This window comes from Calidifontibacter indicus, assembly GCF_003386865.1.
Taxonomy (GTDB): Bacteria; Actinomycetota; Actinomycetes; order Actinomycetales; family Dermatophilaceae; genus Yimella; species Yimella indica.
This window is the reverse complement of sequence record NZ_QTUA01000001.1, coordinates 3,244,424-3,270,867: the sequence shown is the minus strand read 5'-3', so window position 1 is coordinate 3,270,867 and position 26,444 is coordinate 3,244,424. Positions and strand designations below refer to the sequence as shown.

Annotated in this window: 28 protein-coding genes; 15 read left to right on the top strand and 13 right to left on the bottom strand. The window is 69.0% G+C overall.

The features are described 5' to 3' along the window. Positions 1-47: 47 nt before the first annotated feature. Entirely contained in the window at positions 48-770 is a 723-nt protein-coding gene (locus tag DFJ65_RS15525) for a TetR/AcrR family transcriptional regulator (RefSeq protein ID WP_115923802.1), read from the top strand. Positions 771-843: 73 nt separating this feature from the next. On the opposite strand, the gene DFJ65_RS15520 is transcribed toward DFJ65_RS15525, so the two are convergent. Genes DFJ65_RS15520 through DFJ65_RS15510 form a run of 3 tightly spaced genes read right to left on the bottom strand, consistent with a single transcriptional unit; the run spans position 844 to position 3,371 of the window. Then, a complete protein-coding gene (locus DFJ65_RS15520; protein WP_115923801.1) occupies positions 844-2,388 on the bottom strand; it encodes a M1 family metallopeptidase in 1,545 nt (514 codons plus the stop codon). A 32-nt stretch (positions 2,389-2,420) separates the two neighbouring features. Further along, on the bottom strand, positions 2,421-2,846 hold the full coding sequence (locus DFJ65_RS15515) for a hypothetical protein (RefSeq protein ID WP_115923800.1): 426 nt from the start codon (positions 2,844-2,846) through the stop codon (positions 2,421-2,423). Between the two features lie 33 nt (positions 2,847-2,879). Further along, on the bottom strand, positions 2,880-3,371 hold the full coding sequence (locus DFJ65_RS15510; protein ID WP_147301422.1) for an MFS transporter: 492 nt from the start codon (positions 3,369-3,371) through the stop codon (positions 2,880-2,882). Positions 3,372-3,454: 83 nt separating this feature from the next. Here DFJ65_RS15510 and DFJ65_RS15505 point away from each other — a divergent pair, with 83 nt between their 5' ends. The 3 genes from DFJ65_RS15505 (at position 3,455) to rpsI (ending at position 5,615) form a co-directional block, all read left to right on the top strand. Next, positions 3,455-4,282, top strand: a complete 828-nt coding sequence (locus DFJ65_RS15505; protein ID WP_115923798.1) for a tRNA pseudouridine synthase A — start codon at positions 3,455-3,457, stop codon at positions 4,280-4,282. 342 nt (positions 4,283-4,624) lie between these two features. Continuing rightward, positions 4,625-5,074 (top strand): 50S ribosomal protein L13, encoded by a 450-nt coding sequence (gene rplM / locus DFJ65_RS15500; protein WP_115923797.1) that lies wholly within the window; start codon positions 4,625-4,627, stop codon positions 5,072-5,074. Between the two features lie 34 nt (positions 5,075-5,108). Further along, on the top strand, positions 5,109-5,615 hold the full coding sequence (gene rpsI, locus DFJ65_RS15495) for a 30S ribosomal protein S9 (RefSeq protein ID WP_115923796.1): 507 nt from the start codon (positions 5,109-5,111) through the stop codon (positions 5,613-5,615). Positions 5,616-5,815: 200 nt separating this feature from the next. Here rpsI and DFJ65_RS15490 read toward each other — a convergent pair whose 3' ends face one another. Next, positions 5,816-6,346, bottom strand: a complete 531-nt coding sequence (locus tag DFJ65_RS15490) for a winged helix-turn-helix domain-containing protein (protein ID WP_115923795.1) — start codon at positions 6,344-6,346, stop codon at positions 5,816-5,818. 175 nt (positions 6,347-6,521) lie between these two features. Between DFJ65_RS15490 and glmM the strand changes: the two genes are divergently transcribed. Continuing rightward, positions 6,522-7,871, top strand: coding sequence for a phosphoglucosamine mutase (glmM, locus tag DFJ65_RS15485; protein WP_115923794.1), 1,350 nt, complete (start codon positions 6,522-6,524; stop codon positions 7,869-7,871). A 128-nt stretch (positions 7,872-7,999) separates the two neighbouring features. Here glmM and DFJ65_RS17590 read toward each other — a convergent pair whose 3' ends face one another. The 4 genes from DFJ65_RS17590 to DFJ65_RS15465 all read right to left on the bottom strand — a co-directional run bounded on the left by DFJ65_RS17590 (position 8,000) and on the right by DFJ65_RS15465 (position 12,022). Continuing rightward, positions 8,000-8,809, bottom strand: a complete 810-nt coding sequence (locus tag DFJ65_RS17590; protein ID WP_170144125.1) for an MOSC domain-containing protein — start codon at positions 8,807-8,809, stop codon at positions 8,000-8,002. After that, positions 8,806-9,663 (bottom strand): SCO6745 family protein, encoded by an 858-nt coding sequence (locus tag DFJ65_RS15475; RefSeq protein WP_115923793.1) that lies wholly within the window; start codon positions 9,661-9,663, stop codon positions 8,806-8,808. Before DFJ65_RS15475 ends, DFJ65_RS17590 begins: the two co-directional genes overlap by 4 nt. A 174-nt stretch (positions 9,664-9,837) precedes the next feature. Beyond that, complete coding sequence (locus DFJ65_RS15470; RefSeq protein ID WP_115923792.1) at positions 9,838-10,326, bottom strand: beta-class carbonic anhydrase; 489 nt, start codon at positions 10,324-10,326, stop codon at positions 9,838-9,840. Between the two features lie 10 nt (positions 10,327-10,336). Continuing rightward, entirely contained in the window at positions 10,337-12,022 is a 1,686-nt protein-coding gene (locus DFJ65_RS15465) for a fumarate hydratase (protein ID WP_115923791.1), read from the bottom strand. 284 nt (positions 12,023-12,306) lie between these two features. Here DFJ65_RS15465 and DFJ65_RS15460 point away from each other — a divergent pair, with 284 nt between their 5' ends. The 8 genes from DFJ65_RS15460 (at position 12,307) to DFJ65_RS15430 (ending at position 19,391) form a co-directional block, all read left to right on the top strand. Further along, entirely contained in the window at positions 12,307-13,617 is a 1,311-nt protein-coding gene (locus DFJ65_RS15460; protein ID WP_115923790.1) for a sugar ABC transporter substrate-binding protein, read from the top strand. After that, complete coding sequence (locus tag DFJ65_RS15455) at positions 13,614-14,570, top strand: carbohydrate ABC transporter permease (protein ID WP_245950321.1); 957 nt, start codon at positions 13,614-13,616, stop codon at positions 14,568-14,570. Before DFJ65_RS15460 ends, DFJ65_RS15455 begins: the two co-directional genes overlap by 4 nt. Positions 14,571-14,572: 2 nt before the next feature. Continuing rightward, positions 14,573-15,436, top strand: a complete 864-nt coding sequence (locus tag DFJ65_RS15450; RefSeq protein WP_115923789.1) for a carbohydrate ABC transporter permease — start codon at positions 14,573-14,575, stop codon at positions 15,434-15,436. A 42-nt stretch (positions 15,437-15,478) separates the two neighbouring features. Next, a complete protein-coding gene (locus tag DFJ65_RS15445) occupies positions 15,479-16,729 on the top strand; it encodes an ABC transporter ATP-binding protein (protein WP_115923788.1) in 1,251 nt (416 codons plus the stop codon). A 110-nt stretch (positions 16,730-16,839) separates the two neighbouring features. After that, entirely contained in the window at positions 16,840-17,532 is a 693-nt protein-coding gene (locus tag DFJ65_RS15440) for an energy-coupling factor ABC transporter permease (RefSeq protein WP_170144124.1), read from the top strand. Beyond that, complete coding sequence (locus DFJ65_RS17585) at positions 17,529-17,882, top strand: PDGLE domain-containing protein (RefSeq protein ID WP_170144123.1); 354 nt, start codon at positions 17,529-17,531, stop codon at positions 17,880-17,882. Before DFJ65_RS15440 ends, DFJ65_RS17585 begins: the two co-directional genes overlap by 4 nt. 1 nt (position 17,883) lies before the next feature. Continuing rightward, positions 17,884-18,648 (top strand): cobalt ECF transporter T component CbiQ, encoded by a 765-nt coding sequence (cbiQ, locus tag DFJ65_RS15435; RefSeq protein ID WP_115923787.1) that lies wholly within the window; start codon positions 17,884-17,886, stop codon positions 18,646-18,648. After that, on the top strand, positions 18,645-19,391 hold the full coding sequence (locus DFJ65_RS15430; protein ID WP_115923786.1) for an energy-coupling factor ABC transporter ATP-binding protein: 747 nt from the start codon (positions 18,645-18,647) through the stop codon (positions 19,389-19,391). The genes cbiQ and DFJ65_RS15430 overlap by 4 nt, the downstream gene beginning before the upstream one ends. A 39-nt stretch (positions 19,392-19,430) precedes the next feature. On the opposite strand, the gene DFJ65_RS15425 is transcribed toward DFJ65_RS15430, so the two are convergent. Both DFJ65_RS15425 and glpX read right to left on the bottom strand, forming a co-directional pair. Beyond that, complete coding sequence (locus DFJ65_RS15425) at positions 19,431-20,390, bottom strand: carbohydrate kinase family protein (protein ID WP_115924385.1); 960 nt, start codon at positions 20,388-20,390, stop codon at positions 19,431-19,433. A gap of 30 nt (positions 20,391-20,420) precedes the next feature. Next, positions 20,421-21,410 (bottom strand): class II fructose-bisphosphatase, encoded by a 990-nt coding sequence (gene glpX / locus DFJ65_RS15420; RefSeq protein ID WP_115923785.1) that lies wholly within the window; start codon positions 21,408-21,410, stop codon positions 20,421-20,423. A gap of 86 nt (positions 21,411-21,496) precedes the next feature. Here glpX and DFJ65_RS15415 point away from each other — a divergent pair, with 86 nt between their 5' ends. After that, positions 21,497-22,081: a DUF4245 domain-containing protein gene (locus DFJ65_RS15415; RefSeq protein ID WP_170144122.1), complete on the top strand. Its 585-nt coding sequence runs from the start codon at positions 21,497-21,499 to the stop codon at positions 22,079-22,081. A gap of 112 nt (positions 22,082-22,193) precedes the next feature. Here DFJ65_RS15415 and DFJ65_RS15410 read toward each other — a convergent pair whose 3' ends face one another. Together DFJ65_RS15410 and xseA are read right to left on the bottom strand one after the other, a co-directional pair. Then, entirely contained in the window at positions 22,194-22,514 is a 321-nt protein-coding gene (locus DFJ65_RS15410; RefSeq protein WP_115923783.1) for an exodeoxyribonuclease VII small subunit, read from the bottom strand. Between the two features lie 10 nt (positions 22,515-22,524). Next, positions 22,525-23,775 carry an exodeoxyribonuclease VII large subunit gene (gene xseA, locus DFJ65_RS15405; RefSeq protein WP_115923782.1) on the bottom strand — a complete coding sequence of 417 codons (1,251 nt, stop codon included), beginning with the start codon at positions 23,773-23,775 and terminating at the stop codon, positions 22,525-22,527. A 270-nt stretch (positions 23,776-24,045) separates the two neighbouring features. Between xseA and DFJ65_RS15400 the strand changes: the two genes are divergently transcribed. Then, complete coding sequence (locus tag DFJ65_RS15400) at positions 24,046-25,086, top strand: 4-hydroxy-3-methylbut-2-enyl diphosphate reductase (protein ID WP_115923781.1); 1,041 nt, start codon at positions 24,046-24,048, stop codon at positions 25,084-25,086. Positions 25,087-25,190: 104 nt separating this feature from the next. Here DFJ65_RS15400 and DFJ65_RS15395 read toward each other — a convergent pair whose 3' ends face one another. After that, complete coding sequence (locus DFJ65_RS15395; RefSeq protein WP_115924383.1) at positions 25,191-26,441, bottom strand: threonine/serine exporter family protein; 1,251 nt, start codon at positions 26,439-26,441, stop codon at positions 25,191-25,193. Between the last annotated feature and the right edge of the window lie 3 nt (positions 26,442-26,444).

Here is a 26,444-nt window from a genome sequence, read left to right as displayed (position 1 = left end):
CAAGAGCAGTGCTCACAAACACGATCAGCGCTCGCTAAGGTGGTTGCATGACCCCAGGGAACGAGACCGCAGCCGGCGGCATCCGCGAGCGCAATCGGGCGGCGATCGAAGCCGAGATCCTGCGACTCGGGCATCTGCACCTGGCCGAGTACGGTGCAGCGGCGCTGTCGCTGCGCGCCATCGCCCGCGACCTCGGCATGGCCTCGTCAGCGCTCTACCGCTACGTCGCCAGCCGCGACGAACTGCTCACCCTGCTCATCGTCGACGCGTTCAACTCACTCGCCGACGAGGTTGACGCAGACCTGGCGTCGTTGCCCGCACGCCGGCGCAGTCCGGGGCAGCAATTCCGCGCGATCTCAGTCGCATTGCGACGCTGGGCGCTCGCCAACCCGCACGAGTTCGCGCTGATCTACGGCTCGCCGGTGCCCGATTACCGGGCGCCCGAGGAGCAGACCAACGAACCCGGCACGAGGGTGGTGCGTCATCTCGCTGGACTGCTCTCGCAAAGCCGCAGCAGGCGTCGCGGCGAAAACCGGGCGGTGTCGGCGGCCGGTCGCCAGCTGGCACCCGTGCTCGCCGACCCGATGTTCGACGATCTCGAGGTGGAGCCGAACGACCTGGTGCGGGGGCTGGCTGCCTGGTCGCTGGTGGTCGGCGCCGTCACTGCCGAGGTGTTCGAGCAGAACGGCCCCAACCTGAGCCTCGACCCCGGCGTGCACTTCGAGGCGATGGTTGCGCTCGCGAACTCGCTTGTCTTCGAACGCGACTGAGGTAACTCCTTGTCGCCGAGGGAACTCCTCGTCGGGAGTTGTCTCGGCGACGAGGAGTCACCTCGGCGGGTGGTCAGATCGGCAGGCTCGGCGGCGGGTCGGTCGGGGTGGTCTCCGACTCGAGCCACTGCGTGATCCACGGCTTGAGGTCGACCCCGATCGCGGTGGAGAAGTGCTTGATCAGGTCGTCGCGGGTGACGTTGCCGTACTTGCGCACCGTCGACCACGACTTGAGCGCGGCCCAGAACTTCTCGCCGTAGGCGGTGGCCATCGCGTCGTACATCACTGCGCCACAGACGTATACGTTCGAGGCGGCGAAGTCGTCCTTGTGGTACTTGCCGGGCGGACCCGACTCCCGGCGCAGTTGCTGGTCCATCGACTTGTAGCCGCCCATCGTGATGTCGTACGGCGTGATGTCGGCGTGGTCCTCGTACTTCGCCTGGACGAACAACGCGAGGCTCTCGTTGAGCCACACGTCGCGCCAGTCGGCGGGCGACTGCACGTCGCCGACCCACTGATGGGCGTACTCGTGGGCGAGCGTCGGCAGGAAGTACTCCTCCTGGGTCGCCGTCGACTGCCCCATGGTGTTGAGCGTCTGGGTCTCCATCGCCGAGTCGCCGGGCACCATGACCGACCCCGCACTGGCGAACGGATAGGGCCCGAGCACCGACTCGAGGTACTGCAGGATCTGCGGCGTCTGGCGCAGCCCGGCGATGGTGTTCGCCGAGTCGGAGCGGCCCTCGCGGTACCAGTAGTAGAGCGGCAGGTTGTTCGGTCCCTTGTCGGTGGCGAGGGTGTAGGGCCCGAACGCGACGGTCGTGAGGTACGACGACGCGGGCTGGTCGAGATGGAACTGCCGCACGCTGGTGTCGCCGCTGACCTGCTCTTGCCCGGGCACGCCGTTGAAGACGCCCTTCTGCCCCTCGTGCGCGGTGAGCGTCGCGTCGTAGAACGCCTTGTCGGCCGGCTGGTCGTTGACCGGATACCAGGTGAACGCGCCGAATGGCTCCTGCATCGTCCAGGCGGAGCCGTCCGGCTCGATGGTGAAGCCGAGCCCGTCGGTCTGGTCGCCGCGCTTCGAGGGCGCGACGGTGGTGGCGGGGGTGCCGCCGTAGTCGACGACCAGCACGTGCTGGGTGCCCTTCGGCACGGTGGCCGACACCACGAGAGTGTCGGTGCCGCGCTTGGTGGTGGCCGCACGTCCGTCGACCGTCGCCGAGCGGACGGTGAGCGCCGAGCCGAGGTCGAACTGCAGCTCCGAGCGGTCTTCGGTGACCCGGAAGGTGATCGTGGCCCGACCGGTGAGCGTGCGAGTGCTCGGCCGCCAGTCGAGGGACAGACCGTAGTGAAGCGTGTCGAGGTAAGGCTCGCCGCGCTGCGGGTAGTAGCTGTCTTCGACTGGGTGCGACTGTGCGGCAGTGAGATTGGTCGGGGCACTGGGCGGGTTGGGCAACTGCGTCGGGGCGGGTGCTTCGCTGCCCTGGGCGGTGGAACCGGTCGTCGCGGACGGCGGCTGGTTGGGGCCTTCGTGCACGGTCACCCGGGTGCTGCAGCCGACCAGGCTGAGCACCGTCATCGTGGCGGCGAGCGCACGGACGCGGCGTGCTGCGACTGGCATGGATCCCCCGGAAGTGTTGACGGACCCCCAGGCTAGACGCACACACCTCCCGCACACGCTGCACTTGCCGGCACACGCTGCTGTTGCAACAGCAGCGTCTGTCGGCAGGCGCAAGGTTTGCGGGAGGGGCGTGTGCTCAGGAGCGGAAGGCGCGGGCGAGGGGGACGATCGCGAGCACGAGCACCATCGGGATCGCGAAGCCGGCCGCGTCCGACGAGGGACGCGGCCAGGTAGGGGAGCGTCGCCACCGACACCGTCGACGCCGAGGCGAGGAACTGCTTGTCGAGGTAGGTGGGGCCCCAGGTGGTGATCGCGGTGTCGGCCATGTAGAAGAGCACCATCGCGGCGCCGACGAGCATGATCCGCCGCCACGGCACCGCGGCGCGGGCACCGCTGATCGCGGCGATCGGGCCACCCACGGCGAGGTAGGGCGCGAAGACCAGTAACACCGGAATCACCGCCAGCCCTAGAGCGGACGCCTCGAACGAAACCTAGTGCGTGGCAAGCGAACCCAGCGTGCCGATGATTCCGCCAAGGGTCCAGGCGCCGTGGAAGGTCGGCATGATCGGACGCCCGTATTCGTGCTCGACCGCCACGCCCTGCATGTTGGTGCCGGCGTCGACGAGACCGAGGGCCAACCCGTAGCCGGCCATCGCGGCCGCGACCGGCGCGATCGTCGAACCGAGGGCGAGCAGCGGCAGCATCACCGCCATCAGGGCGAACCCGAGTCGCAACGCCAGCGCGCTGCCCCGGCGCGGAGCGAGCCACTCGCCGAGCAGCGACCCCACCCCGGCCGCCAGCACCAGTCCGAGCAGCAGCACCGACATCGTGCCGGGCTTGATGTGGAGGGTGTCCTGGATCTCGGGAAGCTTGGTGGTGAGCGAGATGAAGACCAGGCCCTGACCGCAGAAGGCTGCCGCGACCGCGACCCGCTGCCGGCTGTGCGGGTGCCGCGCGGTCGCGACCATGGCATCGGCTGTCATGCGCCGCATCGTTGCACGCGGCAGGGCCCGCGCGGGGCGTATTGGACAACTGTCCAACTGGCGGCGCCCACTAGGCTGCGACGGTGCGACTGCGGGTGGACTTCGGGTACGACGGCACCGACTTCTCCGGGTGGGCCGCCCAGCCGGGCCGGCGCACCGTCGAGGAGGTGCTCGCCGGCGCGTGGGCGACCATCCTGCGAGCCGAACCGCCGAAGCTCACCGTCGCCGGGCGCACCGACGCCGGGGTGCATGCCCGCGGCGCCGTCTGCCACCTCGACGTCGACGAGCCGTTGCTCGCCGCACTGCCCGGGCGCTCGCAGCGCGGCCCGCTCGAGGCGGCAGTCACTCGGCTGGCCGGGGTGCTGCCCGCCGATGTCGTGGTGCACCGGGTCAGCGCGGCGCCCGACGGATTCGATGCCCGCTTCTCGGCCACCTCGCGCCGCTACCTCTACCGGATCGCCGACAGCGACGCCACGCACGACCCGCTGCGGCGCCGCGACACGGTCTGGCTGCGGCACCCCCTCGACCTCGACGCGATGAACGAAGCGTCGGCCTCGTTGCTCGGCCTGCGCGACTTCGCCGCGTTCTGCAAGAAGCGCGAGGGCGCGACCACGGTGCGCACCCTGCTCGCCTACGAATGGACCCGCGACGGCGACGGTGTGCTGCTCGGCACCGTGCGAGCTGACGCGTTCTGCCACTCGATGGTGCGCGCGCTGGTCGGCGCGGCCGTGCCGGTCGGCCACGGACGGCGTCCGGTCGAGTGGCCGGCCGAGGTGATGACGACCGCGGTGCGCGACCCCGGCGTAGCGGTGATGCCCGCGCACGGGCTCAGCCTTGAGGAGGTCACCTACCCGGCCGACTCCGAGCTTGCCGCCCGCGCGCAGGAAGCGCGCAACGTCCGCAGTCTGTAGTGGCTCGGGTCATCGGGAGGCTCGGCGGCCGTGCGGCAACTCGTGCAAGCGGCGGTCGATCGCGTGCAACTCCTCGGACGCCGCGCGCACCCCGCGGTGATGGAGGTCTGACAGTCGACTGGCAGACGGCCACCGAATATTGCACAATAGTTGTGCAATCGATCGGCAGGGATCTGACCCAGGCTCCGTTGAAGCATCGAATTCGGTTGCAGCGCAACGTTTCCATTCGATTTGGGGCCCCGTTGCGGCGTCCGTATCATTGAACGAGTGCCCGGCTGTACCCAGTCGGCGTCCGGCTCGCCCCGAGCTGAGCCACCACCGAACGACCAGAAGGAAAGACGAGTGCGTACTTACACGCCCACGACCGTCGGCGCCCAGGCCGACCGCAAGTGGCACGTCATCGACGCCACCGACGTCGTGCTCGGCCGTCTCGCGGCGCAGACCGCGACGCTGCTGCGCGGCAAGCACAAGCCGACGTTCGCGCCGCACATCGACACCGGCGACTTCGTCATCATCATCAACGCCGACAAGGTGGCGCTGACCGGTGCGAAGCTGGAGAAGAAGCGCGCCTACCGCCACTCCGGTTTCCCGGGCGGTCTGAAGTCGGTGTCCTACACCGAGCTCATGGCCAAGGACCCCGCGAAGGCCGTCGAGAAGGCCGTCCGCGGCATGCTCCCCAAGACCAGCCTCGGCCGCGCGCAGATCGCGAAGCTGAAGGTCTACGCGGGTGGCGAGCACCCGCACGCTGCCCAGCAGCCCGTTCCGTTCGAGATCAACCAGGTCGCGCAGTAAGCGCCCCGCGGTCACATAGCTTTCAAGGAGAATCGTGGCTGACCAGCAGTACGACAACGAGGCCCTCGAGGCCGACGAGCCGACCCTGAGCTCGTACACCAGCGAGTCCACCGAGGCTCCCACCGACGAGCCCACCCGCCGTCCGTCCGCTTCGGCGCCCGGCGCCGGCACCGGCCGCCGCAAGCAGGCCGTCGCCCGCGTCCGCATCGTGCCGGGCACCGGCGAGTGGAAGATCAACGGCCGCACCCTCGAGGCCTACTTCCCGAACAAGGTGCACCAGCAGATCGTCAACGAGCCGCTGACCCTGCTCGAGCTCGACGGCGCCTACGACGTGCTCGTCCGCGTGCACGGTGGTGGCCCCTCCGGCCAGGCCGGCGCCGTCCGCCTGGGTGTCGCCCGTTCGCTGAACGGTGTCGACGAGGAGCTCAACCGTCCGGCACTGAAGAAGGCCGGCTTCCTGACCCGTGACGCTCGCGTCCCGGAGCGCAAGAAGGCCGGACTCAAGAAGGCCCGCAAGGCGCCTCAGTACTCGAAGCGGTAATTCCGTTCGCCGACGAAGCCCCCAGCACGTAGCCCGTGCTGGGGGCTTCGTCGTTGCAGCTGCGCGGGTTGTCGAGATCCGCGCGCGTCATGACCCGCGCGGATCTCGACAGCCCGCGCGGTTGCTGCGACCCGAACGGGCCGCGACCTTCAGAGCCTTCTGAACCCGCCCGACGGACGCGCCGCAACGGGCGGACGCGGTCAGCGCGGGGGATCGACCGGGTAGGGCGCGAAGAACAGCGCCATCCGGCGGGCGCCCGGGCTGCCGGCGCCGATGCGGCGATAGCGCTCGTTGAGCTCGTCGAGTTCGGCCAGGTAGGCGACGAACTGCTCCTCGGTGGCGAGCACCGCCGAGTCACGCAGGCCGCACGACTCCTGCCAGATCGGCGCCCAGTCGTCCTGCTCGTCGATCCACCGGTGGGCCCGCTCGGCGAAATGGTCGACATAGTCGTGGTCGAGCCAGCGGTCGGTCGCTTCCTCGTCGTCGTCCAGTGGCGCGTCGAACTCGTCGTCGTCCTCGGCGATCGCCCACACCCGCGTCTTGGCGTTGCCGAGCCCGGTGTCCTCCACCAGACCCGCCGCTTCCAGCACCCGCAGGTGGTAGCTGATCACCCCGGTGTTCGTCTCGAGCACCCGCGCGAGCTCGGCGCCGGTGGCCGCGCCGTCGATGCGCAGATGGGCGACGATGCGGGAGCGCAGGGGGTGGGCCAACGCCCGTCGTGGCTGTGACATCGCCCTCGATTCTAGGGTCTCTTCGCTGGTCAGAAGCGTGCAGCGTGGCGTTTCGTCCGGGGCGGCGGTGCCCGGGCGTACACTCGATCGGATGCTCCGCCGAAGGGACGCGGAGGGTGCACGGGCAGCGGCCCAGCTGGGTGCTGCACAAGTCCGATCAAGGGTAGGTGAATTCGTGGCGCGACTTTTCGGCACCGACGGGGTGCGTGGACTGGCCAACGGCGACGTGATCAACGCCGACACGGCGCTGCGACTGGCCGAGGCGGCCGCGCGCGTCTTCGGGCGCACGATCACCGGCGGTGCACACCGCATGACCGCGGTCGTCGGACGCGACCCGCGCGCCTCGGGCGAGTTCCTCTCGGCGGCAGTGATCGCCGGCCTCGCCTCCAGCGGAGTCGATGTCTACGACGTCGGCGTGCTGCCGACCCCGGCGGTCGCGTTCCTCACCGCCGACCTCGAGGCCAACTTCGGCGTGATGCTCTCGGCCAGCCACAACGCGATGCCCGACAACGGCATCAAGTTCTTCGCCCTCGGCGGCCACAAGCTGCCCGACGCGGTCGAGGACCGCATCGAGGCCGCCATGGAAGAGCCCGCCGACCGTCCGACCGGTGAAGGAGTCGGCCGCGTCCGCCAGTTCACCGAGGGCGCCGAGCGTTACACCGCGCACCTACTCAAGGCGTTGCCCCACTCGTTGGATGGCCTGCACGTCGTGATCGACGCGGCCCACGGCGCCGCCAGCCAGGTCGGCCCCGAGGCGTTCCGCCGGGCCGGTGCGAAGGTCACCGTCATCGGCGCCGAGCCCGACGGGCTCAACATCAACGACGGCTACGGCTCCACCCACATCGACCACCTGCGCGAGATGGTGCCGAGCGTCGGCGCCGACCTCGGTGTCGCCTTCGACGGCGACGCCGACCGCTGCTTGGCCGTCGACGCCACCGGCACCCCGGTCGACGGCGACCAGATCATGGCGATCCTCGCCGTCGGTCTCAAGGAGCGCGGCGCGCTCGCCAACGACACGCTCGTCGCCACCGTCATGAGCAACCTCGGTCTGCTGAAGGCCATGGACCAGCACGGCATCAAGGTCAAGCAGACCGCCGTCGGCGACCGCTACGTGCTGGAGGAGATGCGCGCCGGTTCGTTCAACTTCGGCGGCGAGCAGTCGGGTCACGTCATCCTCACCGACGTCGGCACCACCGGCGACGGCGTGCTCACCGGACTCATGCTCGCCGCGCAGGTCGCCGCGTCGGGCCGCACCATCGGTGACCTTGCCACCGTGATGACCCGCCTGCCGCAGCACATGATCAACGTGAAGGGCGTCGACAAGGCCGCTGCCGGCACCCACCCGATCGTGCAGGACGCGATCCAGGCCGTCGAGGCCGAGCTGGGCGACGACGGACGCGTGTTGCTGCGCCCGTCGGGCACCGAGCCGGTGGTGCGGGTGATGGCGGAGGCGCCGACGCTGGAGCAGGCGAAGGCCGTCACCGTGCGCCTGGCCGACGTGGTGCAGCGCGAACTCGCGATCTGACACCACCCCCGGAAGGTTTGCAGGGTGCTGCGCGTGCGTCGCGTGTCGTGCAAACTTTCGGTGGTAGGGGGCTCGCGAGAGTTTGCAGGGTGCTGCGCGTGCGTCGCGTGTCGTGCAAACTTTCGGGGTCAGGTGGGGGTGATCTCGTCGCCGACGGCGATCTCGCCCTCGCCGTCCGGGATGAGGTGCACGGCCATCCAGGTCTTGCCGTCCCACTTGCGGAAGCCGGCGAGGGTGCGGATCGGGTCCTTGCCCTTCGCGTAGGTGACCGGGTCGATCGTTGTCATCACGCACCGGTCGATCGGCGCCGCCACCCGAAACGGCACGTCGGCGATCCGAACGTTCGACCAGCCGTCCTCGGCGAATGCCTCGGCGCCCTCGACGAGCACGTTCGCGCGGAAGCGGTGGTGATCGACGGGTTCGGTGGCGCGGTGCTGCAACTCCCGCACCGACGCCGCCCCGAGCAGGCTGACCGGCGAACCGTCCTGCAGCGCAGCGTGATCGCCGGGTCGGCTGTACGCCGGGTTGAGGCTGCGCGCCCGCGGGTCGGAACACCACACGAGGTGCAACCCCTGGGTGCCGAGCGCCCGGTCGAGCCACGCGTCGGCCTCGTCGCCGGCCGCCCGCACGGTCATCGGCGGACGGTTGAACATCCGCACCGACACCTCGGCGCCGGCGACCGGCCGATCGAGCTGCAGCGGCGTGATGGTCGGCGCGCTCAACCGGAGGTCAGAGTCGGTGAATCCCGTTGCCGCACAGTCGGCCACGATCGAGAACAGAGGCGGGAACTCGCGCGCGGTGATCATCTCGCCGAAGTCGTTGACGACCATCCACTCGCGGTCACCGGCGAGACCCGCCGGCCCGACGTACGCACGCTCGACGGGTCGGATCGCGGTCGATTTCACCGGGTGGATCGCCAGCGCGGCGACCTGGATCACGACTTGTTCCGGGTGCCCGGCAGGTAGCCGACGTCGATGACCGACTTCACGAACGGGCGCGCGAGGTCGAGGATGTGTGCGGCGTCGGGCACCTTCGCCCAGAACGGCGCGGTGGCGTGGTCGGTCTCGCGTTCGAGCTCGGCGTAGAGGGTCGCGCCGGCAGCGGTCATCGAGCCCTCCGAATCGAGAACTCCCTTGCGGCGCAACGATTCCACCGCAGCTTCCCAGTCCTCGTCCGACCAGCCGCGGGTCATCTGGCTGGCCTTGCGGCCGAGCGTACGGCGGCGCGGCGCCGGCTCCGGGTGGGGCGACTCGTGGAACACCAGCGCCTCGGTCGGGGAGAGCCCCGCGAGCACCAGGGAGGCGATGTGGTTGTCGCCGCGATATTCGCGGGCGACCGAGATCGCGTGCCAGAGCTGCAGGTGCGGCTCGTCGGGCCACGCGGCGAACGCCCACGCCGCGGCGAGCGGACGCCCGGCGTACGACGCCTCCGTGATGCCGGCCCGGATCGCGCCGACGATCGTCGACAGGTCGGGGGAGTCGACGGCGTCGCCGAGCGCGTCGCGCAACGCGTGGTCGAGCGCCCTCGTGCGGGCCGCCTCGACCTGCGGCAACCCGGCGGTCAGCGCCGCGTTCCAGCCGTGGTTCACGTACGCCGGGTTGAAGTTGTAGAAGGTGGCGGCCACCACCGGCGCCGTGCAGCGTCCGAGGGGCGCGCCGCGTCCGCCGAAGTAGAGGCCGAGTTCGTCGAGGCCCTGCGAGGCCGCGGCGTCCTTGAGGTAGGGGTTGAAGTAGGCGAGCACGTGGTAGGGCTCGAGGGTTTCGTAAGCCGCACGGGCCAGTTCGCTACTCATGCATCGACCCTAATCCCACGACGCATCGAGGGCACCGGGAGCTTCCGCGCCTCCGGCGAGCCTCGAGAGGTGCAAACCGCGGTTCGGCGCTGTCAGGTAGTGCAATCCGCGGGCTATCGAGCGCGGTTTGGACTACCCCGAACCCGGCAATCCGCGGTTTGCACTACCCGCGGGTCACACCTCGTTCAACAACCCCGTGTCGACGTCGTAGATGAAGCCACCGACCTCGGCGCGCTCGCCGATGAGCGGGTGGCTGCGCACCTTCTCCAGGTCGCCCAGCAGGGTGCGCCGCTGGTCGTCGATGACGTGGAAGCGCTGCCACGCGACGTTGGTGCCGGCGAGGCCGCTGATCTTCTCGTGCAGTTCGTCCTCGGTCTGGCTGGTCATCGCGCAGCGGGTGTGCGGGATGACCAGGATGCGGTCGACGTTCAGCAGGTAGACCCCGAGCACGAGCGCCTCGAGCGCGGCCTCGGTGACGCGGCCACCGGGGTTGCGGAAGATCTTCGCGTCACCCGGCTTGAGGCCCAGCATGCCGAGCGGGTCGATACGGCTGTCCATGCAGGTGACGAGCGCGACGCCCGCCTTGGCTATGCCGTCGAATCCCTCGAGGGAGAACGTTTCTGCGAACCTTCGGTTGGCATCGAGCAGGTCGTCGAAACTCATGGTGCAGTCCTCACAGTCCGGGGCGAGTGGTGATGGTGAACGCGGTCGGCTTCGCCGTCGCGGTGAAGAAGTCGTTGCCCTTGTCGTCGACCACGATGAAAGCGGGGAAGTCCTCGACCTCGATCTTCCAGACGGCCTCCATGCCGAGCTCCTCGTACTCTACGACCTCGACGTGCTTGATGCAGTCCTTGGCCAAGCGCGCCGCCGGGCCACCGATCGAACCGAGGTAGAACCCGCCGTGCGCGTTGCACGCGTCGGTCACTTGCTTGGAGCGGTTGCCCTTGGCGAGCATCACCATGGAGCCGCCTGCGGCCTGGAACTGGTCGACGTAGGAGTCCATCCGGCCGGCGGTCGTCGGGCCGAAGGAACCGGACGCGTAACCCTCGGGGGTCTTGGCCGGCCCGGCGTAGTAGACGGGGTGGTCCTTGAGGTACTGCGGCATCTCCTCGCCGGCGTCGAGCCGTTCCTTGATCTTTGCGTGCGCGATGTCGCGCGCCACCACCAGCGGGCCGCTCAGCGACAGTCGCGTCTTCACCGGGTGCTTCGACAATGCGGCGCGGATCTCGTCCATCGGCCGGTTGAGGTCGATGCGGACGACGTCGTCCGAGCCCTTCTCCTGCAGCTCCTCGTGCGTGGTGTCGGGCAGGAAACGCGCCGGGTCGGTCTCGAGCTGCTCGATGAACACACCCTCGGGCGTGATCTTGCCCAGGCACTGCCGGTCGGCCGAGCACGACACCGCGATCGCGACGGGCAGCGAGGCGCCGTGGCGGGGCAGCCGCACGACCCGGACGTCGTGGCAGAAGTACTTGCCGCCGAACTGCGCGCCGATGCCGAAGTTTCGGGTCAGCTCGAGCACCTGCTGCTCCAGGTCGACGTCGCGGAAGCCGTGGGCGGTCATCGAGCCGCTCGTCGGCAACTCGTCGAGATACTTCGCCGACGCGTACTTGGCTGTCTTCAAAGCGAATTCGGCGCTGGTGCCGCCGATGACGATGGCCAGGTGATAGGGCGGGCAGGCCGCGGTGCCGAGCGAGCGCAGCTTCTCGTCGAGGAACTTCAGCATGGCGTCCGGGTTGAGGATCGCCTTGGTTTCCTGGTAGAGGAACGACTTGTTCGCCGAGCCGCCACCCTTGGCCATGAACAGGAACTTGTAGGTCGTCTCGTGGCCGGCCTGCGTGTCGGCGTACAACTCGATCTGCGCGGGCAGGTTGCTGCCGGTGTTCTTCTCCTCCCACGTGGTGATCGGGGCCATCTGGGAGTAGCGCAGGTTGAGCTTGGTGTAGGCGTCGTAGACGCCGTGGGCCAGCGCCTCCTCGTCGGGTGCCGCGCCGTCGACCAGCACCTGGGCGCCCTTCTTGCCCATCACGATCGCGGTCCCGGTGTCCTGACACATCGGCAGCACCCCGGCGGCGGCGATGTTGGCGTTCTTCAACAGGTCGAGCGCGACGAACTTGTCGTTGTTGGACGCCTCGGGGTCGTCGAGGATCGACTTCAGCTGGGTGAGGTGCGCCGGACGCAGGTAGTGGGCGATGTCGTGCATCGCGGTCGAGGCGAGCAACTGCAGGGCGGACGGGTCGACCTCGAGGAAGGTGCGGCCGCCCGGGCCCTCCACGGTGCGCACGCCCTCGTCGGTCAACTTGCGGTAGGTGGTGGTGTCCGCGCCGATCGGCAGCAGGTCCTCGTAGGCGAAGTCGGCCATCGCGTGCTCCTTGGGGATCGTCCGTCGTCGTGACCCGAACTGCGACGAGGTGCGGCCCGGGGCTCGCTGCCAGGGTATTCCCGCGCTCCGGCAGCCCGGTTGGCAGGACCTCCCGCGTACGACCAGCCCGGGCGGGGAGTTCCGTCGTATCCGGATTGAGACGAAATCATTCCTGCGGGTCGGTGCCGAACGGTGGGGTAATCAGTAAGGTCGGTTTGTCGTGACATTAGTCACTGCAGGGTGATTGGACGTGCCGACCACCCCGAGTCGTTAGGAGCGATCACATGAGAGGCCGAACGCCACACAGGCGTGGCGCAGCGTTCATCGCCGCGTCCGCGCTGGTGGCCAGCATGGGACTCGCTGCCTGTGGCAGCGACAGTTCCTCGGGCGGGACACCCACCCTCACCTGGTACATTAACCCCGACGTCGGCAACGCCGACGCATCCAAGGGTGGACAGGCGACGCTGGCCAAGGAGTGCGCCGACGCATCGGGCGGCAAATACAAGATCAATGTGCAGTTGCTCCCCAACAGCGCGAGCGACCAGCGGCTGCAGTTGTTGCGCCGCCTCGCCGCGGGTGACAGCTCGATGGATCTGATGAGCGTCGACCCGGCGTTCAGCACCGAGTTCGCGGCCGCCGGTTACTACGCACCGGTGCCGGCGAACCTCGAGGCGCAGTTCAAGGAAGACCGCGTGCAGTCGTCGGTCGACGCCTCCATGTACAAGGGCAAGCTGGTGTCGGTGCCGTTCTGGGCCAACACGCAGCTGCTCTGGTACAAGAAGTCGGTGGCCCAGAAGGCGGGGCTCGACATGACCAAGCCGGTCACCTGGGATCAGCTGATCGAAGCGGCCAAGCAGACCAAGACCCAGATCGGTGTGCAGGCCAAGCTCTACGAGGGCTACTCGGTGTGGATCAACGCGCTCGTCGCCAGCGCCGGCGGCAAGATCGTCGACAACCCGGGCGCGACGTACCAGGACATCAAGATGGGCCTCGACTCCGCGGCCGGCAAGAAGGCGGCCGAGATCATTCGCAAGGTCACGACGTCCGGTGTCGCCGGACCTGCGGTGAGCTCGTCGACGGAGACCGAGTCCCTCGGGTTGTTCGACTCCAAGAGCGGCGGCTTCCTGGTCAACTGGCCGTACACCTACGGCGCTCTGGCGGCCACGCCGAAGAACGATGTGGGTGCAGCGCTCTACCCGCGCGTGTCGAAGGACGAGGAGTCCAAGCCGCCGTACGGCGGCATCCAGTTGGCGGTCGGTAAGAGTTCGAAGCACGTCGACGCCGCGTACCAGGCGGCCGCGTGCATCACGAACCTCAAGCACCAGACCGACTACATGGTGAAGTCCGGCAACCCGGCGAGCCGTAAGGCGGCGTTCGACGACGCTGAGGTGAAGAAGGCGTTCCCGAACGGCATCGCCGCGCTGATCCGCACCAACCTCGACAACGCGGTGCCGCGCCCGTTGACGCAGTACTGGGGCGACATCTCCACCGCGTTGCAGCAGCGGTTCAGCCCGCCGCAGTCGGTGAACGACAAGACCCCGGCGTCGACGCAGAAGTTCGTGCTCGACGTCCTCAAGGGAAAGGCACTGCTGTGAGTACTGCTGCGCCCGCCACCGCGACGGAGACTCGGCCGACCAAGAAGGCCGCGCTGTCCGATCGTGCCAAGGGGGAGCGTTCGCTCGGGTGGAAGCTGGCCGGTCCGGCGTTCGTCGTGATGCTGCTCGTGACGCTCTACCCGATCGGCTACGCGATCTACCTGTCGCTGTTCAACTACCGCCTCACCGACCCGGCCGGCCGTAAGTTCGTCGGACTGCAGAACTACATCACCGCGCTCGGCGACCCGCTGTTCCACGAGGCGTTCATGACGACCATCTTCATCGTCGTGGTGACGCTGATCTTCGAGCTGGTGATCGGTTTCGGGATCGCGCTGCTGATGAACAAGGTCGTCATCCCTCGGCGCACGCTGCGCACCGTCGTGCTGATCCCGTACTCGATCATCACCGTCGTCTCCGCGTTCGCCTGGTTGTACGCCGCACAGCCCGACACCGGCTTCATCAACCACTGGCTGCACACCCTGAGCTTCGGGGCGTGGAACGAGAACTACGACTGGTTCGGCGGACGCTGGAGCTCGCTGTTCATCATCTGCCTGTCCGAGATCTGGAAGACCACTCCGTTCATGTCGCTGCTGCTCCTGGCCGGTCTGGCCCAGGTCGACGGCTCCATGGAGGAGGCCGCCAAGGTCGACGGCGCCACCTGGTGGCAGCGGCTGACGAAGGTGGTGCTGCCCAACATGAAGGCGGCGATCATGGTCGCCACGCTGTTCCGCACGCTCGACGCCGTCCGCATCTACGACAACCCCTACGTGATGACCGGTGGCGCGAACAAGACCAACTCGCTATCGATGCTCGTCGGTCAGGAGACCGTCGGACGCGTGGAGATCGGCATGGGATCGGCGCTCGCGGTCCTGTTGTTCCTGCTGGTGCTCATCATTGCCGGCATCTTCGTCAAGGGCTTCAAGGTTGATCTGACTGGTGGAGGGAGGAGCTGACCATGGAGACCAATGTCAGCAACAAGACCAAGTGGGGCATGTTCGGCCTGTCGATCCCGATCATGATCTGGACGCTGATCCCGATCGTGTGGATCCTGGCCACCTCGTTGAAGAAGCCGGCCGACCTGTCCAACCCGGACAAGGCGCTGTTCGGCAACTTCTGGCCGAAGGAACCGACCCTCGACAACTACCGGCTGATCTTCACCGGCGGCGCGAGCGACCTGTTCAAGCCGGCGCTGTGGAACTCCATCATCATCTGTCTGATCGCCACGCTCATCTCCGTCGTCCTGGCGATGTTCTGTGCGTACGCGATCGCTCGCCTCGACTTCCCGGGCAAGAAGATGATCCTCACCACGGCCCTCGCGGTGTCGTTCTTCCCGGTCATCGCGATGGTGACGCCGCTGTTCAACCTGTGGCGTCAGATCGGCCTGTTCGACACCAAGGTCGGCCTGGTCATCCCGTACCTCGCGCTCACCCTGCCGCTGTCCATCTGGACGCTGTCGGCGTTCTTCCAGCAGATCCCGTGGGAGATGGAGCAGGCGGCCCAGGTCGACGGCGCCACCAGCTGGCAGGCCTTCGTCAAGGTCATCGCCCCGCTGGCCGCCCCGGGTGTGTTCACGACCGCGATCATCGCGTTCTTCACGGCGTGGAACGACTTCGTCTTCTCCAGCAACCTGACATCGTCCAACAGCGCCAGAACGGTGCCCGCGGCGTTGGCGTTCTTCACCGGCGCAAGTCAGTTCGAGAAGCCGACGGGCGCCATCTGTGCGGCCGCGGTCGTCGTCACCATCCCCGTCGTCATCCTGGTGTTGCTGTTCCAGCGCCGGATCGTCTCGGGCCTCACCTCCGGTGCCGTCAAGGGCTGACCGGGCCTTCCTCGTACGCCCTGTTTTCGAAAGGCAGATTCCATGTCAAGCATCGAGCTGAAGAACATCGTCAAGAAGTACGGCGACGGCTTCCCCGCAGTGAACGACGTGTCGCTGGACATCGCCGACGGCGAGTTCATGATCCTCGTCGGCCCGTCCGGTTGCGGTAAGTCGACCCTGCTGCGGATGGTCGTGGGTCTGGAGGACATCACCTCCGGTGACCTGCTGATCAACGGCAAGCGGGTCAACGACCTCGCCCCGCGCGACCGCAACCTGTCGATGGTGTTCCAGAACTACGCCCTCTACCCCCACCTCACCGTCGCCGAGAACATCGCCTTCCCGCTGCGGCTGGCCAAGGGTCAGCACAGCGAGCAGGAGATCCAGGCGAAGGTGAAGCAGGCCGCCGACATGCTCGAGCTCAACGAGCACCTCGAGCGCAAGCCGGCCAACCTGTCCGGTGGTCAGCGGCAGCGTGTCGCGATGGGTCGCGCCATCGTCCGTGACGCCGACGCGTTCCTGTTCGACGAACCGCTGTCGAACCTCGACGCCAAGCTGCGCGGTCAGATGCGCACCGAGATCGCCCGCATGCAGCGGCGCCTCGGTGTCACCACGATCTACGTCACACACGACCAGACCGAGGCGATGACCCTCGGCGACCGGGTCGCCGTGCTGAAGCGTGGTGTGCTGCAGCAGTGCGCCTCGCCGCGCGAGCTGTACGACCAGCCGGTCAACCTGTTCGTCGCGGGCTTCATCGGCTCGCCGCCGATGAACTTCCTGCCGGCGCGCGTCGAGGGCAACTCGCTGAAGCTGCCGTTCGCCACCGTACCGCTCGAGGGCGCGCTCGCCGAGAAGGTGAAGGGCAAGGACCTCGTGATCGTCGGTCTGCGCCCCGAGCACATCAAGGACGGCAGCCTCGGCGGTGAGGCGGGCGACGTGCGGTTCACCGCGAACGTCGACCAGACCGAATGGTTGGGCAACGAGCAGTACGCCTACATCCCGTTCGAGGCCGACCCCGCCGTGCAGGACAAGCTCGAGGAGCTCGACCGCGACCTCGACGGCGAGGGCATGCGCACCCAGATGATCGTCAACCTCGACTCCCGCTCGCGGGTGCTGGAGGGCGACGATGCGGAGCTGTACTTCTCGCCGTCGCAGATGCACGTCTTCGACCCGGAGACGGGCGAATGCCTGACCCGCGACGAGGAGAAGGCGGCGGCCATCGCCCGCGACTCCGAGCAGCAGCGCAAGGCGGCCCTGGAGCGGGCCAAGAAGCGCGAGCAGGCCAAGAGCGCCTGACGCGCAACTGATCGACGAGTGGCCGGGCAACTGCCCGGCCACTCGGCGTTCGGGGAACTGGCCGAACGGCCAGATGCGACTCGGTCGCATCTGGGAGTAGGGTCGCTGTCATGCACGTACCTGACGGATTCCTCGACCTGCCGACCTCGGTCGGCACCGGAGCCGTCGCCGTCGTCGGGGTCGGTCTGGCCCTGCGCGGCGCGCGGCGTGAGCTGAGTGAGGCCGCCGCCCCGTTGGCGGGGCTGGTGGCGGTGTTCGTGTTCGCCGCCCAGATGCTCAACTTCCCGGTGGGTGCCGGCACCTCCGGCCACCTGCTCGGCGGGGCGCTCGCCGCCATCCTGGTGGGTCCCTACACCGCGACGCTCGCGTTGACGGTGGTGTTGCTGGTGCAGGCGCTCATGTTCGCCGATGGCGGCATCACCGCGCTCGGCACCAACATCACGCTGATGGGGCTTGTCGGCGTGTGGTCGGGCTGGTTCGTGTTCCGCGGGGTGCAGGCGGTGCTGCCCAAGCGTCGCTCCAGCGTGCCCCCGGCGGCGTTCGTCGCCGCCGCGCTCAGTGTGCCGATCGCGGCGCTCACGTTCACCGGGCTGTACGCCATTGGTGGCGAGGCCCCGATCCCGCTCGGCAAGCTCGCCGTCGCGATGCTCGGCTGGCACCTGCTGATCGGCCTGGGCGAAGCGCTCATCACCACGCTCGCGGTGTCGTCCGTGCTCACCGCCCGACCCGACCTGGTCTACGGCGCCCGCCGGTACGCGTCCGCCGACGAACTGCAGATCCGCCGCGAAGAGGTGACCGCATGACCACCGACGTCTCCCGCTCCCAGGCACCCGCCAAGGCGCGCGTGTCGACCCGCACCCTGTTGATCGTCGGCGCGGTGGTCACGCTGCTGCTGGCCGCGGTCGTGTCCTACTACGCGTCGTCCAGCCCCGACGGGCTCGAGCACGTCGCCGGCAGCCTCGGCTTCGAAAGCGCCGCCAAGGAGCACCATGCGGCCGACTCGCCGTTCGCCGATTACGCGGTGACCGGGGTGTCGGATGCGCGTCTTTCCGGTGGACTCGCCGGTGTCGTCGGTGTCATCGCCGTCGGCCTGGTGATGGCCGCGGTGATCTGGCTGGTGCGCCGCAGCAGCCGCTCCGGCACGACCGACTGAGGTGGGCGCAGGCCACAGCCACGCCCCGGTCGCCGTGACCGGCACGTCGCCGGTGCATCGTCTGCCGCCGCAGGTGAAATTGGTGGCGCTCGTCGTGTTCGTCGTGTCGGTCGTGGCGACGGCGCGCGACTCCTGGTGGTGGTTCGCCGGTCACGCCCTGCTGCTGCTGGCGGCGATCGCCGTCTCCCGGGTGCCGCTGCGAAACCTCTTGTCGCGCATGTGGATCGAGCTGCCGTTCGTGGTGTTCGCCGTGCTCATGCCGTTCGTGTCGACCGGGGCTCGCACCGAGGTGCTCGGCGTCAGCGTGTCGGAGCCGGGGCTGCACGCGGGCATCGCGCTGCTGATCCGCGGCACGCTCGGTGTGCTCGCGTCGCTGCTGTTCGCGGCCACCACCGAGGCACCGGACGTCGTGCGCGGCCTCGACCGGTTGCACCTGCCGAACCAGCTGGTGCAGATCCTGAGCTTCACCGTGCGCTACCTCGACGTCGTCACCGACCAACTGCGGCGGATGCGGATGGCCCGGGAGGCGCGCGGGTTCCAGGCGCGCTCGGTCGGGCAGTGGCCGGTGCTCGCCTCGACCGCCGGCGCGCTGTTCATCCGCTCGTACGAGCGCGGTGAACGGGTGCATCTGGCGATGCTGTCGCGCGGGTACGGTGGGCGGATGCCGCGCGCCGAGGGAGAACACGTCGCGCCCCGCCGCTGGGCCGACGGCCTGCTGCTGTCAGCACTCGCCGTCGTCGTCGCGATCGGAAGTCATCTGACATGAGCGTTCCTGTCCTCGACGTGCGTGGGTTGGCCTTCGCCTATCCCGACGGCCACCAGGCGCTCTTCGGCGTCGACCTGCATGTGCACCGCGGCGAGCGGGTGGCGTTGCTCGGGCCCAACGGGGCCGGCAAGACCACCCTGGTCTTGCAACTCAACGGCATCCTGCGCGCCGGGGCGGGCTCGGTCGCGGTGTCCGGGCTGCCGGTGGAGGACAAGAACATCCTGGAGATCCGCCGCCGCGTCGGCGTGGTGTTCCAAGACCCGGACGATCAGTTGTTCATGCCGACGGTGCGCGACGACGTCGCGTTCGGCCCGCGCAACCTCGGGCTGAAGGGTGCCGACCTCGACCGCCGGGTCGCCGACGCGCTCGAACAGGTCGGCATGAACGACTTCGCCGACCGTCCGCCGCACCACCTGTCCTTCGGGCAGCGGCGCCGGGTCGCGATCGCGACCGTGCTGGCCATGCAGCCGGAGATCCTGGTGATGGACGAACCCAGCTCGAACCTCGACCCCGCCTCGCGCCGCGAGATCGCCGAGATCGTGCGGTCGCTCGACGTGACGATGCTGATGGTCACGCACGACCTGCCCTATGCCGTCGAGTTGTGCGAGCGGTCGGTGATCCTGTCCGGTGGCGTGATCGCGGCCGACGGCGCGACCACCGATCTGCTGGCCGACGCCGAGTTGATGCGCACCCACCGGTTGGAGCTGCCGTTCGGTTACGACCTGGCCGGGTTGGGGCGCTGAGTTCGCCCGCGTCCGGCCGGGCGCGTGAGGCTGCTCGCGTCAGGCTTCGAGTTCGGCGCGGGTCGGCGGGTTGGCCCCGGCCCGGCTGACCGTGATCGACGCCGCTGCGGCGGCCCGGTCGAGCGCCGGCTGCACCTGCTCCCAGCCCGCGCGGCGGAAGTCGTCGCGTTGGGCGAGGCCACCGAGCAGCCCTGCGTCGAGCAGCCCGCTGAGTAGACCGGCCATGAACGAGTCGCCCGCCCCGACGGTGTCGACCACCGAAACGGGTTGTCCGGCAACGGTCTTCACGTCGTTGCCCACCCCGCCGGCAGGCAGGTGGGCGAGTGCGCCGGCACCGCCGCGGGTCACGACGACCAGCGACGGTCCGAGCTTGGCCCATAGCCGAGCGACCTCCTCCAGCGGCGCCTCGTCGCCGTACAGCCAGTGCACGTCCTCGTCGCTCGCCTTGACCACATCGGCCAGCCCGACGAGCTGCTCGATGTCGGAGCGCACCTGCGCCGGGTCGCCCATCAGCTGCGGACGGCAGTTGGGGTCGTAGGAGATCGTGCCGTGCGCACGCTGCGCGAAGCAGGCCTCACGCACGGCCGACGCGCCGGGTTGGAGCACCGCCGCGATCGACCCGGTGTGCAGGTGGCCGGTCGTTGGCACGGCGTGGGGGAGTTGCCAGTCGATGTCGAAGCGGTACGTCGCGGCGCCGGTGTCGTCCAGCGTCGCCTCGGCGGTCGCCGTCCGCGGTGCACCATCGCTGCCCGCGAGCAGGGCGACGTGGTCGCGGTCGAGGTGGTCGCGGATCGCTGCGCCGCGCTCGTCGGTGCCGAACCACGCCGCTAGCGTGGTCGGGTGCCCGAGCCGGGCCAGGCCCACCGCGACGTTCAGGGGCGATCCGCCGACGTGCTCGGCGACGTCTCCGCCGACCGACCGGACGACGTCGACCAGTGCCTCGCCGACGACGACGAGGCCCTGGTCGGTTGCGTCGGTTGCGTCGGTCGCGTCGATCATCGGATGCTCACCGTTTTGCCGACCCTGCACTCAGCGGTAGTCGTCGAGCTTGGACGGCCGGTGCTCGGCGTCGATGACCCGGATCGTGCCGCTCTTGCTGCGCATCACCAGCGACTGGGTGTGTGCGCCGCCGTGGTGGTAGCGCACGCCCTGGAGCAGTTCACCGTCGGTGATGCCGGTGGCCACGAAGAAGCAGTTGTCGCCCTTCACCAGGTCGTCGGTCGACAGCACCGCGTCGATGTCGTGGCCGGCGTCGATCGCCTTCTGCTTCTCGTCGTCGTCGCGCGGCCACAGACGTCCCTGGATCACGCCGTCCATGCACTTCATCGCGCACGCGGTGATGATGCCCTCGGGGGTGCCGCCGACGCCGAGCAGCAGGTCGATGCCGGTGCCCGCGCGAGCCGCCATGATCGAACCCGCGACGTCGCCGTCGCTGATGTACCGGATGCGGGCGCCGGCGTCGCGCACCTGCTGACCGAGCTCCTCGTGGCGCGGACGATCGAGCATCACGACCGTGACGTCGGAGCGGTTCATGCCCTTGGCCTTGGCCACCCGGCGGATGTTCTCGGCAACCGGCAGGCGGATGTCGACGACATCGGCGGCCTCGGGGCCGGCGGCCAGCTTGTCCATGTAGAAGACCGCGCTCGGGTCGTACATCGAGCCGCGCTCGCTCACGGCCATCACCGCCACGGCGTTGTTCATGCCCTTCGCGGTGAGCGTGGTGCCGTCGATCGGGTCGACCGCGACGTCGACCTCGGGACCGGTGCCGTCGCCCACGCGCTCGCCGTTGAACAACATCGGGGCGTTGTCCTTCTCGCCCTCACCGATGACGACGACACCGTTCATCGAGACGGTGGCGATGAGTTCGCGCATCGCGGCGACGGCTGCACCGTCGGCGGTGTTCTTGTCCCCGCGGCCGACGTACCGGGCTCCGGCCATGGCGGCCGCCTCGGTGACGCGAACCAGCTCGAGGGCAAGGTTGCGGTCGGGCTTGATCGTGAACGACGGCTGCTCGGACATGGATCTCCTTCGATCGGGCGCTGGCACTTCCCGACTCTATCGGTGCGATTCCGCGTCCGTGGGGTGGATGAGGGACGATGGTGGGCGTGACCGCCCCGCAGACCACCACCGAATCCGTCCAGTCGCCGCCGCCGAAGCGGCGCGGCATGTCCGGCACCGCCAAGAGCATGATCATCTCGATGGTGCTGGTGGTGCTCGCGGTGCTCGGGTGGACGGCGCTGGTGCCGCGGGTCAACAAGGTCGACCGGCCGGGCGTCGACGTCGCCGGTATCGCCCGGGAGACCGCGATTGCGCAGAAGTGGACGGTCACCTATCCGCAGCCGGCCCCGAAGGGATGGATCCCGGCGAACGTGCGCCTGGTGACCTTCCAGAACCAGCCTGCGACCTGGCAGGCCGGCTACGACCTGCCCGACAGCAAGTACATCGCGGTGCAGCAGACCGACAAGCCGAACCAGTTGTGGACCGACCACCAGACCAACTACGGCAAGCCCGAGGGCACCGTCGAGGTGGCCGGCGTGAAGTGGACCAAGGTGTATCGCAACAGCAACGACCAGTCGTCGCTGGTGCGCTCCGAGCCGCTGAACGGGCTGGCCACGATCGTCACCGGCCGCGCCGACTGGAGCGAACTGCAGCAGTTCGCGAGCCTGCTCAAGCCCGCCGCGACCTCCTAGGCCCCGCCCCACCCGCAGACGCTGCACTTCCGAACCCGCCCCCCCGCGAACGCAGCGTGTTCAGGGAGATTGGGCGGTGGGAGGGGCTGATGGTCGGTGAGTGCAGCGGTTGCTAGTGGTCGGCTTTGTCGCCGGTGAGTTGCTCCACCCGGCCCTGCGCGTCGTCCAGCCACTTGTGGCAGTGCGCGGCCAGCGCCTCGCCGCGCTCCCACAGCCGCATCGACTCCTCCAACGGCACCGAGCCGGCCTCCAACTGCGCCACGATGCGGGCGAGTTCGTCGCGGGCGTCCTCGTAACCGAGTTGCGCGACATCGGCATTGCGGTCGTCCCCGCTCTTCTTGGAACTGCTCGCGGCCCCAGTGGTCTCGGTGGTCACCGCGTCGTCGCCGGCCGGGACGTCGGAGGAGACGTCGGGGGAGTTGTCGTCGGGCATGCGGGCCAGCCTACGACGAGGCCACCGGGCGCACCGCGAAGTCGCCCCTGGCCACGGTCACCCGCAGCAGGTCGTCCGTCGACACCTCGGCCACGTCGGTCACCACCGTGCCGTCGACCTGCCGGACGACGGCGTATCCACGTTCCAGCGTCTGCTGGGGCGAGAGCGCCCGCAGCTGACCCTGCAGGTGGGTGATGCCGTCGTGGGAGCGTTCGAGCCGGTGTGCGAGGCGCACCCGGGCGCGCTCCTGCAACCGCTGCACCTCCTCGCGCCGACTCGCGACCATCGTCTGCGGGTGGGCCAACACCGGACGGCTGCGCAGCAGGTCGATGCGTTGGCGTTCGTGGGCGATCCGACGGGTGAGGGCACGCGCGCCGGTGTCGCGCAGCCGTGCCACCAGCGTCAGTTGCTCGCCGAGGTCGGGCACGATCAGCTTGGCCGCGTCGGTGGGGGTGGAAGCGCGCACATCGGCGACGAAGTCGAGCAGCGGACTGTCGACGTCGTGCCCGATCGCACTGACCACCGGGGTGCGCGCGGTCGAGACGGCACGCACGAGGGTCTCGTTGGAGAACGGCAGCAGATCCTCGAACGACCCGCCGCCGCGGGCGATGACGATGACGTCGATCGCGGGGTCGGCGTCGAGTTCACCGAGCGCCCCGCTGACCTCGTCGACGGTCGAAACACCCTGCACCGCCACCTGACGGATCTCGAAAACTGCCTTCGGCCACCGGCGTCGCACGTTCTCGACGACGTCGCGCTCGGCGGCGCTGTTGCGTCCGCAGATGAGCCCGATGCGGTTGGGCACGAACGGAATCGGGCGTTTGCGCGACGCGTCGAACACACCTTCGCTGCGCAGCAGGTGCTTCAGACGTTCGACCCGGGCGAGCAGTTCGCCGATGCCGACCGCGCGGATCTGACGCGCGTCGAGTTGCAGCGTGCCCTGCTTGGCCCAGAAGGTCGGCTTGGCCTGCATCACCACCCGTGCACCCGGCTGGACGGCGGGACCCATCGCGTTGAGCGTGTTGACGTGGGTGGTCACCGACATCGAGATCTCGGCGTCGATGTCGCGCAGCGTGAGGAAGACGGTCGGCGACCCCGGACGGCGGTTCACCTGCACCAACTGTCCCTCGACCCAGACCGGCGACATCCGGTCGACGTAGTCGCCGATCTTCATGCTGAGCAGCCGCAACGGCCAGGGCTGTTCGGCGGTGGTGTCGGCGGCCTTGTCGGGCAGGCGTCCGGGGGTTGCGGGGGTGCTCACCCGGCCGAGGATAGGTGCCGGCGGCGACGGCTCGGCGGCGAAGTGCGCCCGACATGCGGAAGGTCCCGCCGACGCCCTCCCCTGAGTGGCGCCCGCGGGACCCTTCCATCACCCCGTAACCGCGATGCCCCCGTGCACCGCGTCGCAACAACAGACGGCGATGCCCGCCGGATCGGTTGCCTTCCCTCCGCAGAATCTCGGATGTCGAGACGGTGGTGTCGTACGGTGCAGGAATTCGGGCTGCTCGCGCACTCACCTACGATGGAGCACATGAGTTCGACGACCGAGTCCCTGCCCGGCACCGACCGCAGCACCGCGAGCAAGCGGGTGCTGCTCGCGGCTCCGCGCGGATACTGCGCCGGAGTCGATCGGGCGGTGGTCACCGTCGAAAAGGCGCTCGACCTCTACGGCCCGCCGGTCTACGTGCGCAAGGAGATCGTGCACAACAAGCACGTGGTCACCACCCTGGAGAAGCGCGGCGCGATCTTCGTCGACGAAACCCAGGAAGTGCCCCACGGCGCCACCGTCATCTTCTCCGCACACGGTGTTGCGCCGATCGTGCACGAGGAGGCAAAAGCCTTGTCGCTCAAGACGATCGACGCGACGTGCCCGCTGGTCACCAAGGTGCACCGCGAGGCCAAGCGGTTCGCGTCCGACGACTACGACATCCTGCTCATCGGCCACGAGGGGCACGAGGAGGTCGTCGGCACCTCCGGCGAGGCGCCCGAGCACATCACCCTCGTGCAGAGCCCCGACCACGTCGACGAGGTCGAGGTGCGCGACCCGGAGAAGGTCGTCTGGTTGTCGCAGACGACGCTGTCGGTCGACGAGACGATGGAGACCGTGCGCCGGCTGCGGGAGAAGTTCCCCAAGCTGCAGGATCCGCCGTCCGACGACATCTGTTACGCCACGCAGAACCGTCAGCTCGCGGTGAAGCAGATGGCACACGAGACCGACCTGATGATCGTGGTCGGCAGCCGCAACTCCTCCAACTCGGTGCGTCTGGTCGAGGTCGCCCTCGAGCACGGTGCCCGCGACGGCCACCTGGTCGACTACGCCGACGAGATCGACGAAGCCTGGCTCACCGGTGTCACCACCGTCGGGGTCACCTCAGGGGCATCGGTGCCCGAGATCCTCGTGCGCGACGTGCTGGAGTTCCTCGCCGAACGCGGCTTCGACGACGTCGTGCCGATCGTCGCGGCCGAGGAGAGCCTGCTGTTCGCGCTGCCGAACGAGCTGCGCCGCGACCTCAAGGCGAAGAACGGTGCGAACGCCGACAAGGTGCGTCACGACGCCGGTTCGCTGCACTGATCACCTCTCGGCTCCCTCTCGACTGAGCCGCCCGGCACGCGCATCGCTCCCACCAGAATCCGCGTGAGTTTGTGGCCTTCGTTCACGCGGCGAAGGCCACAAACTCACGCGGATTCTGCTGTTGGCATGGGTCGGCGCAGACGCAGGGCGATCGTGCGGACGACGCGGGCCAGCGTGGTGCCGACGACGAGCCCGAGTGCGATGGCGAGGATCACCCCGGCGGCGAGGGTGGCCGTCGGGGCGGAGAGCGCTGGTTCGAGGCCGAGTTGGGCGACCGAGACGAGGCCGACCGATCCCGGCACGAGCAGCCAGAAGCTGGGCAGGAACAGCACCATGCGCGGCACGCCGCGGCGCAGCACGGCGACCGACCAGGCGGTGACGCTGGCGACGGCCGCCCCCGCGAACGCGCCGGGCCAGGCGGCGTCGGTCCAGGCCTGCACGACCAACTGGGCGGTCATCGTGACGGCCAGCACCGCGAAGATCCACGGCGCCAAGGCGCGCGGCACCGATTCCTGCAGGCAGATGCCCGCGGTCACGAGCACCAGGCCGACCGCCGGACTCCACCAGCCGAGGTCGTCGACGCGGGTGTTCTGCAGCGCGTCGCCGCCGACACCGAGCAATGCGGCCGCGCCTATGATGCCGACCGCGAACATCACCAACTGGGTTGCACCCGAGGCCAATCGGGCCGATCCGCTGACCGCCGCACCGTTCACCAACTCGGAGAGACCAGTGACGATCGTGGCGCCCGGAAGCAGCACCGCGACCGGTGGCAGCAGGGTGCGCAGCGGGCTGGTCACGTAGCCGTGCCGGTGGGCCCAGAAGGCCGCCAGCGACACCCCGAACGCGGCCAGGCACGGCAGTAGCGCGGCGGGGAGCAGCCCGCGTGCGGCGAGCCGCATCAGCATCGCGACGAACGGCGCGGTGAGGGCACCGAAGGCCACGGCACTCCACGACGGTTGGAGGATGAGGGCGAGCCCGATGCCGACGCAGAGCGCACCGAGGTACATGCCGCCGATCGGGAAACGGTGGGGTTGGGCGCGTAGTCCGCGCAAGCGGATGAGCGCGTCGTCGGGGTGCATCGTGCCGGCCAACAACCCCTGTTGGATGTCCGCGACGGCCGCCGACTGATCGAGCCGCAGCGGCCCTTCCACCGACTCGTAGGTCGAGGGGGTGCCGAACCCGAGCGACAGGGTGACACCCACCGGCTGGGCGTGCAGTTGGACGCCGGGCTGACCCAGCCGGGTGCCGATGGCACGGATGCTCGCCTCGACCTCGTGCGACGACGCACCGCCGGCGATGAGCGCCGCCGCCAGATAGACCAGCAGTTGGCGGGTGCGGTCGTCGCTCGTGCTCACCGC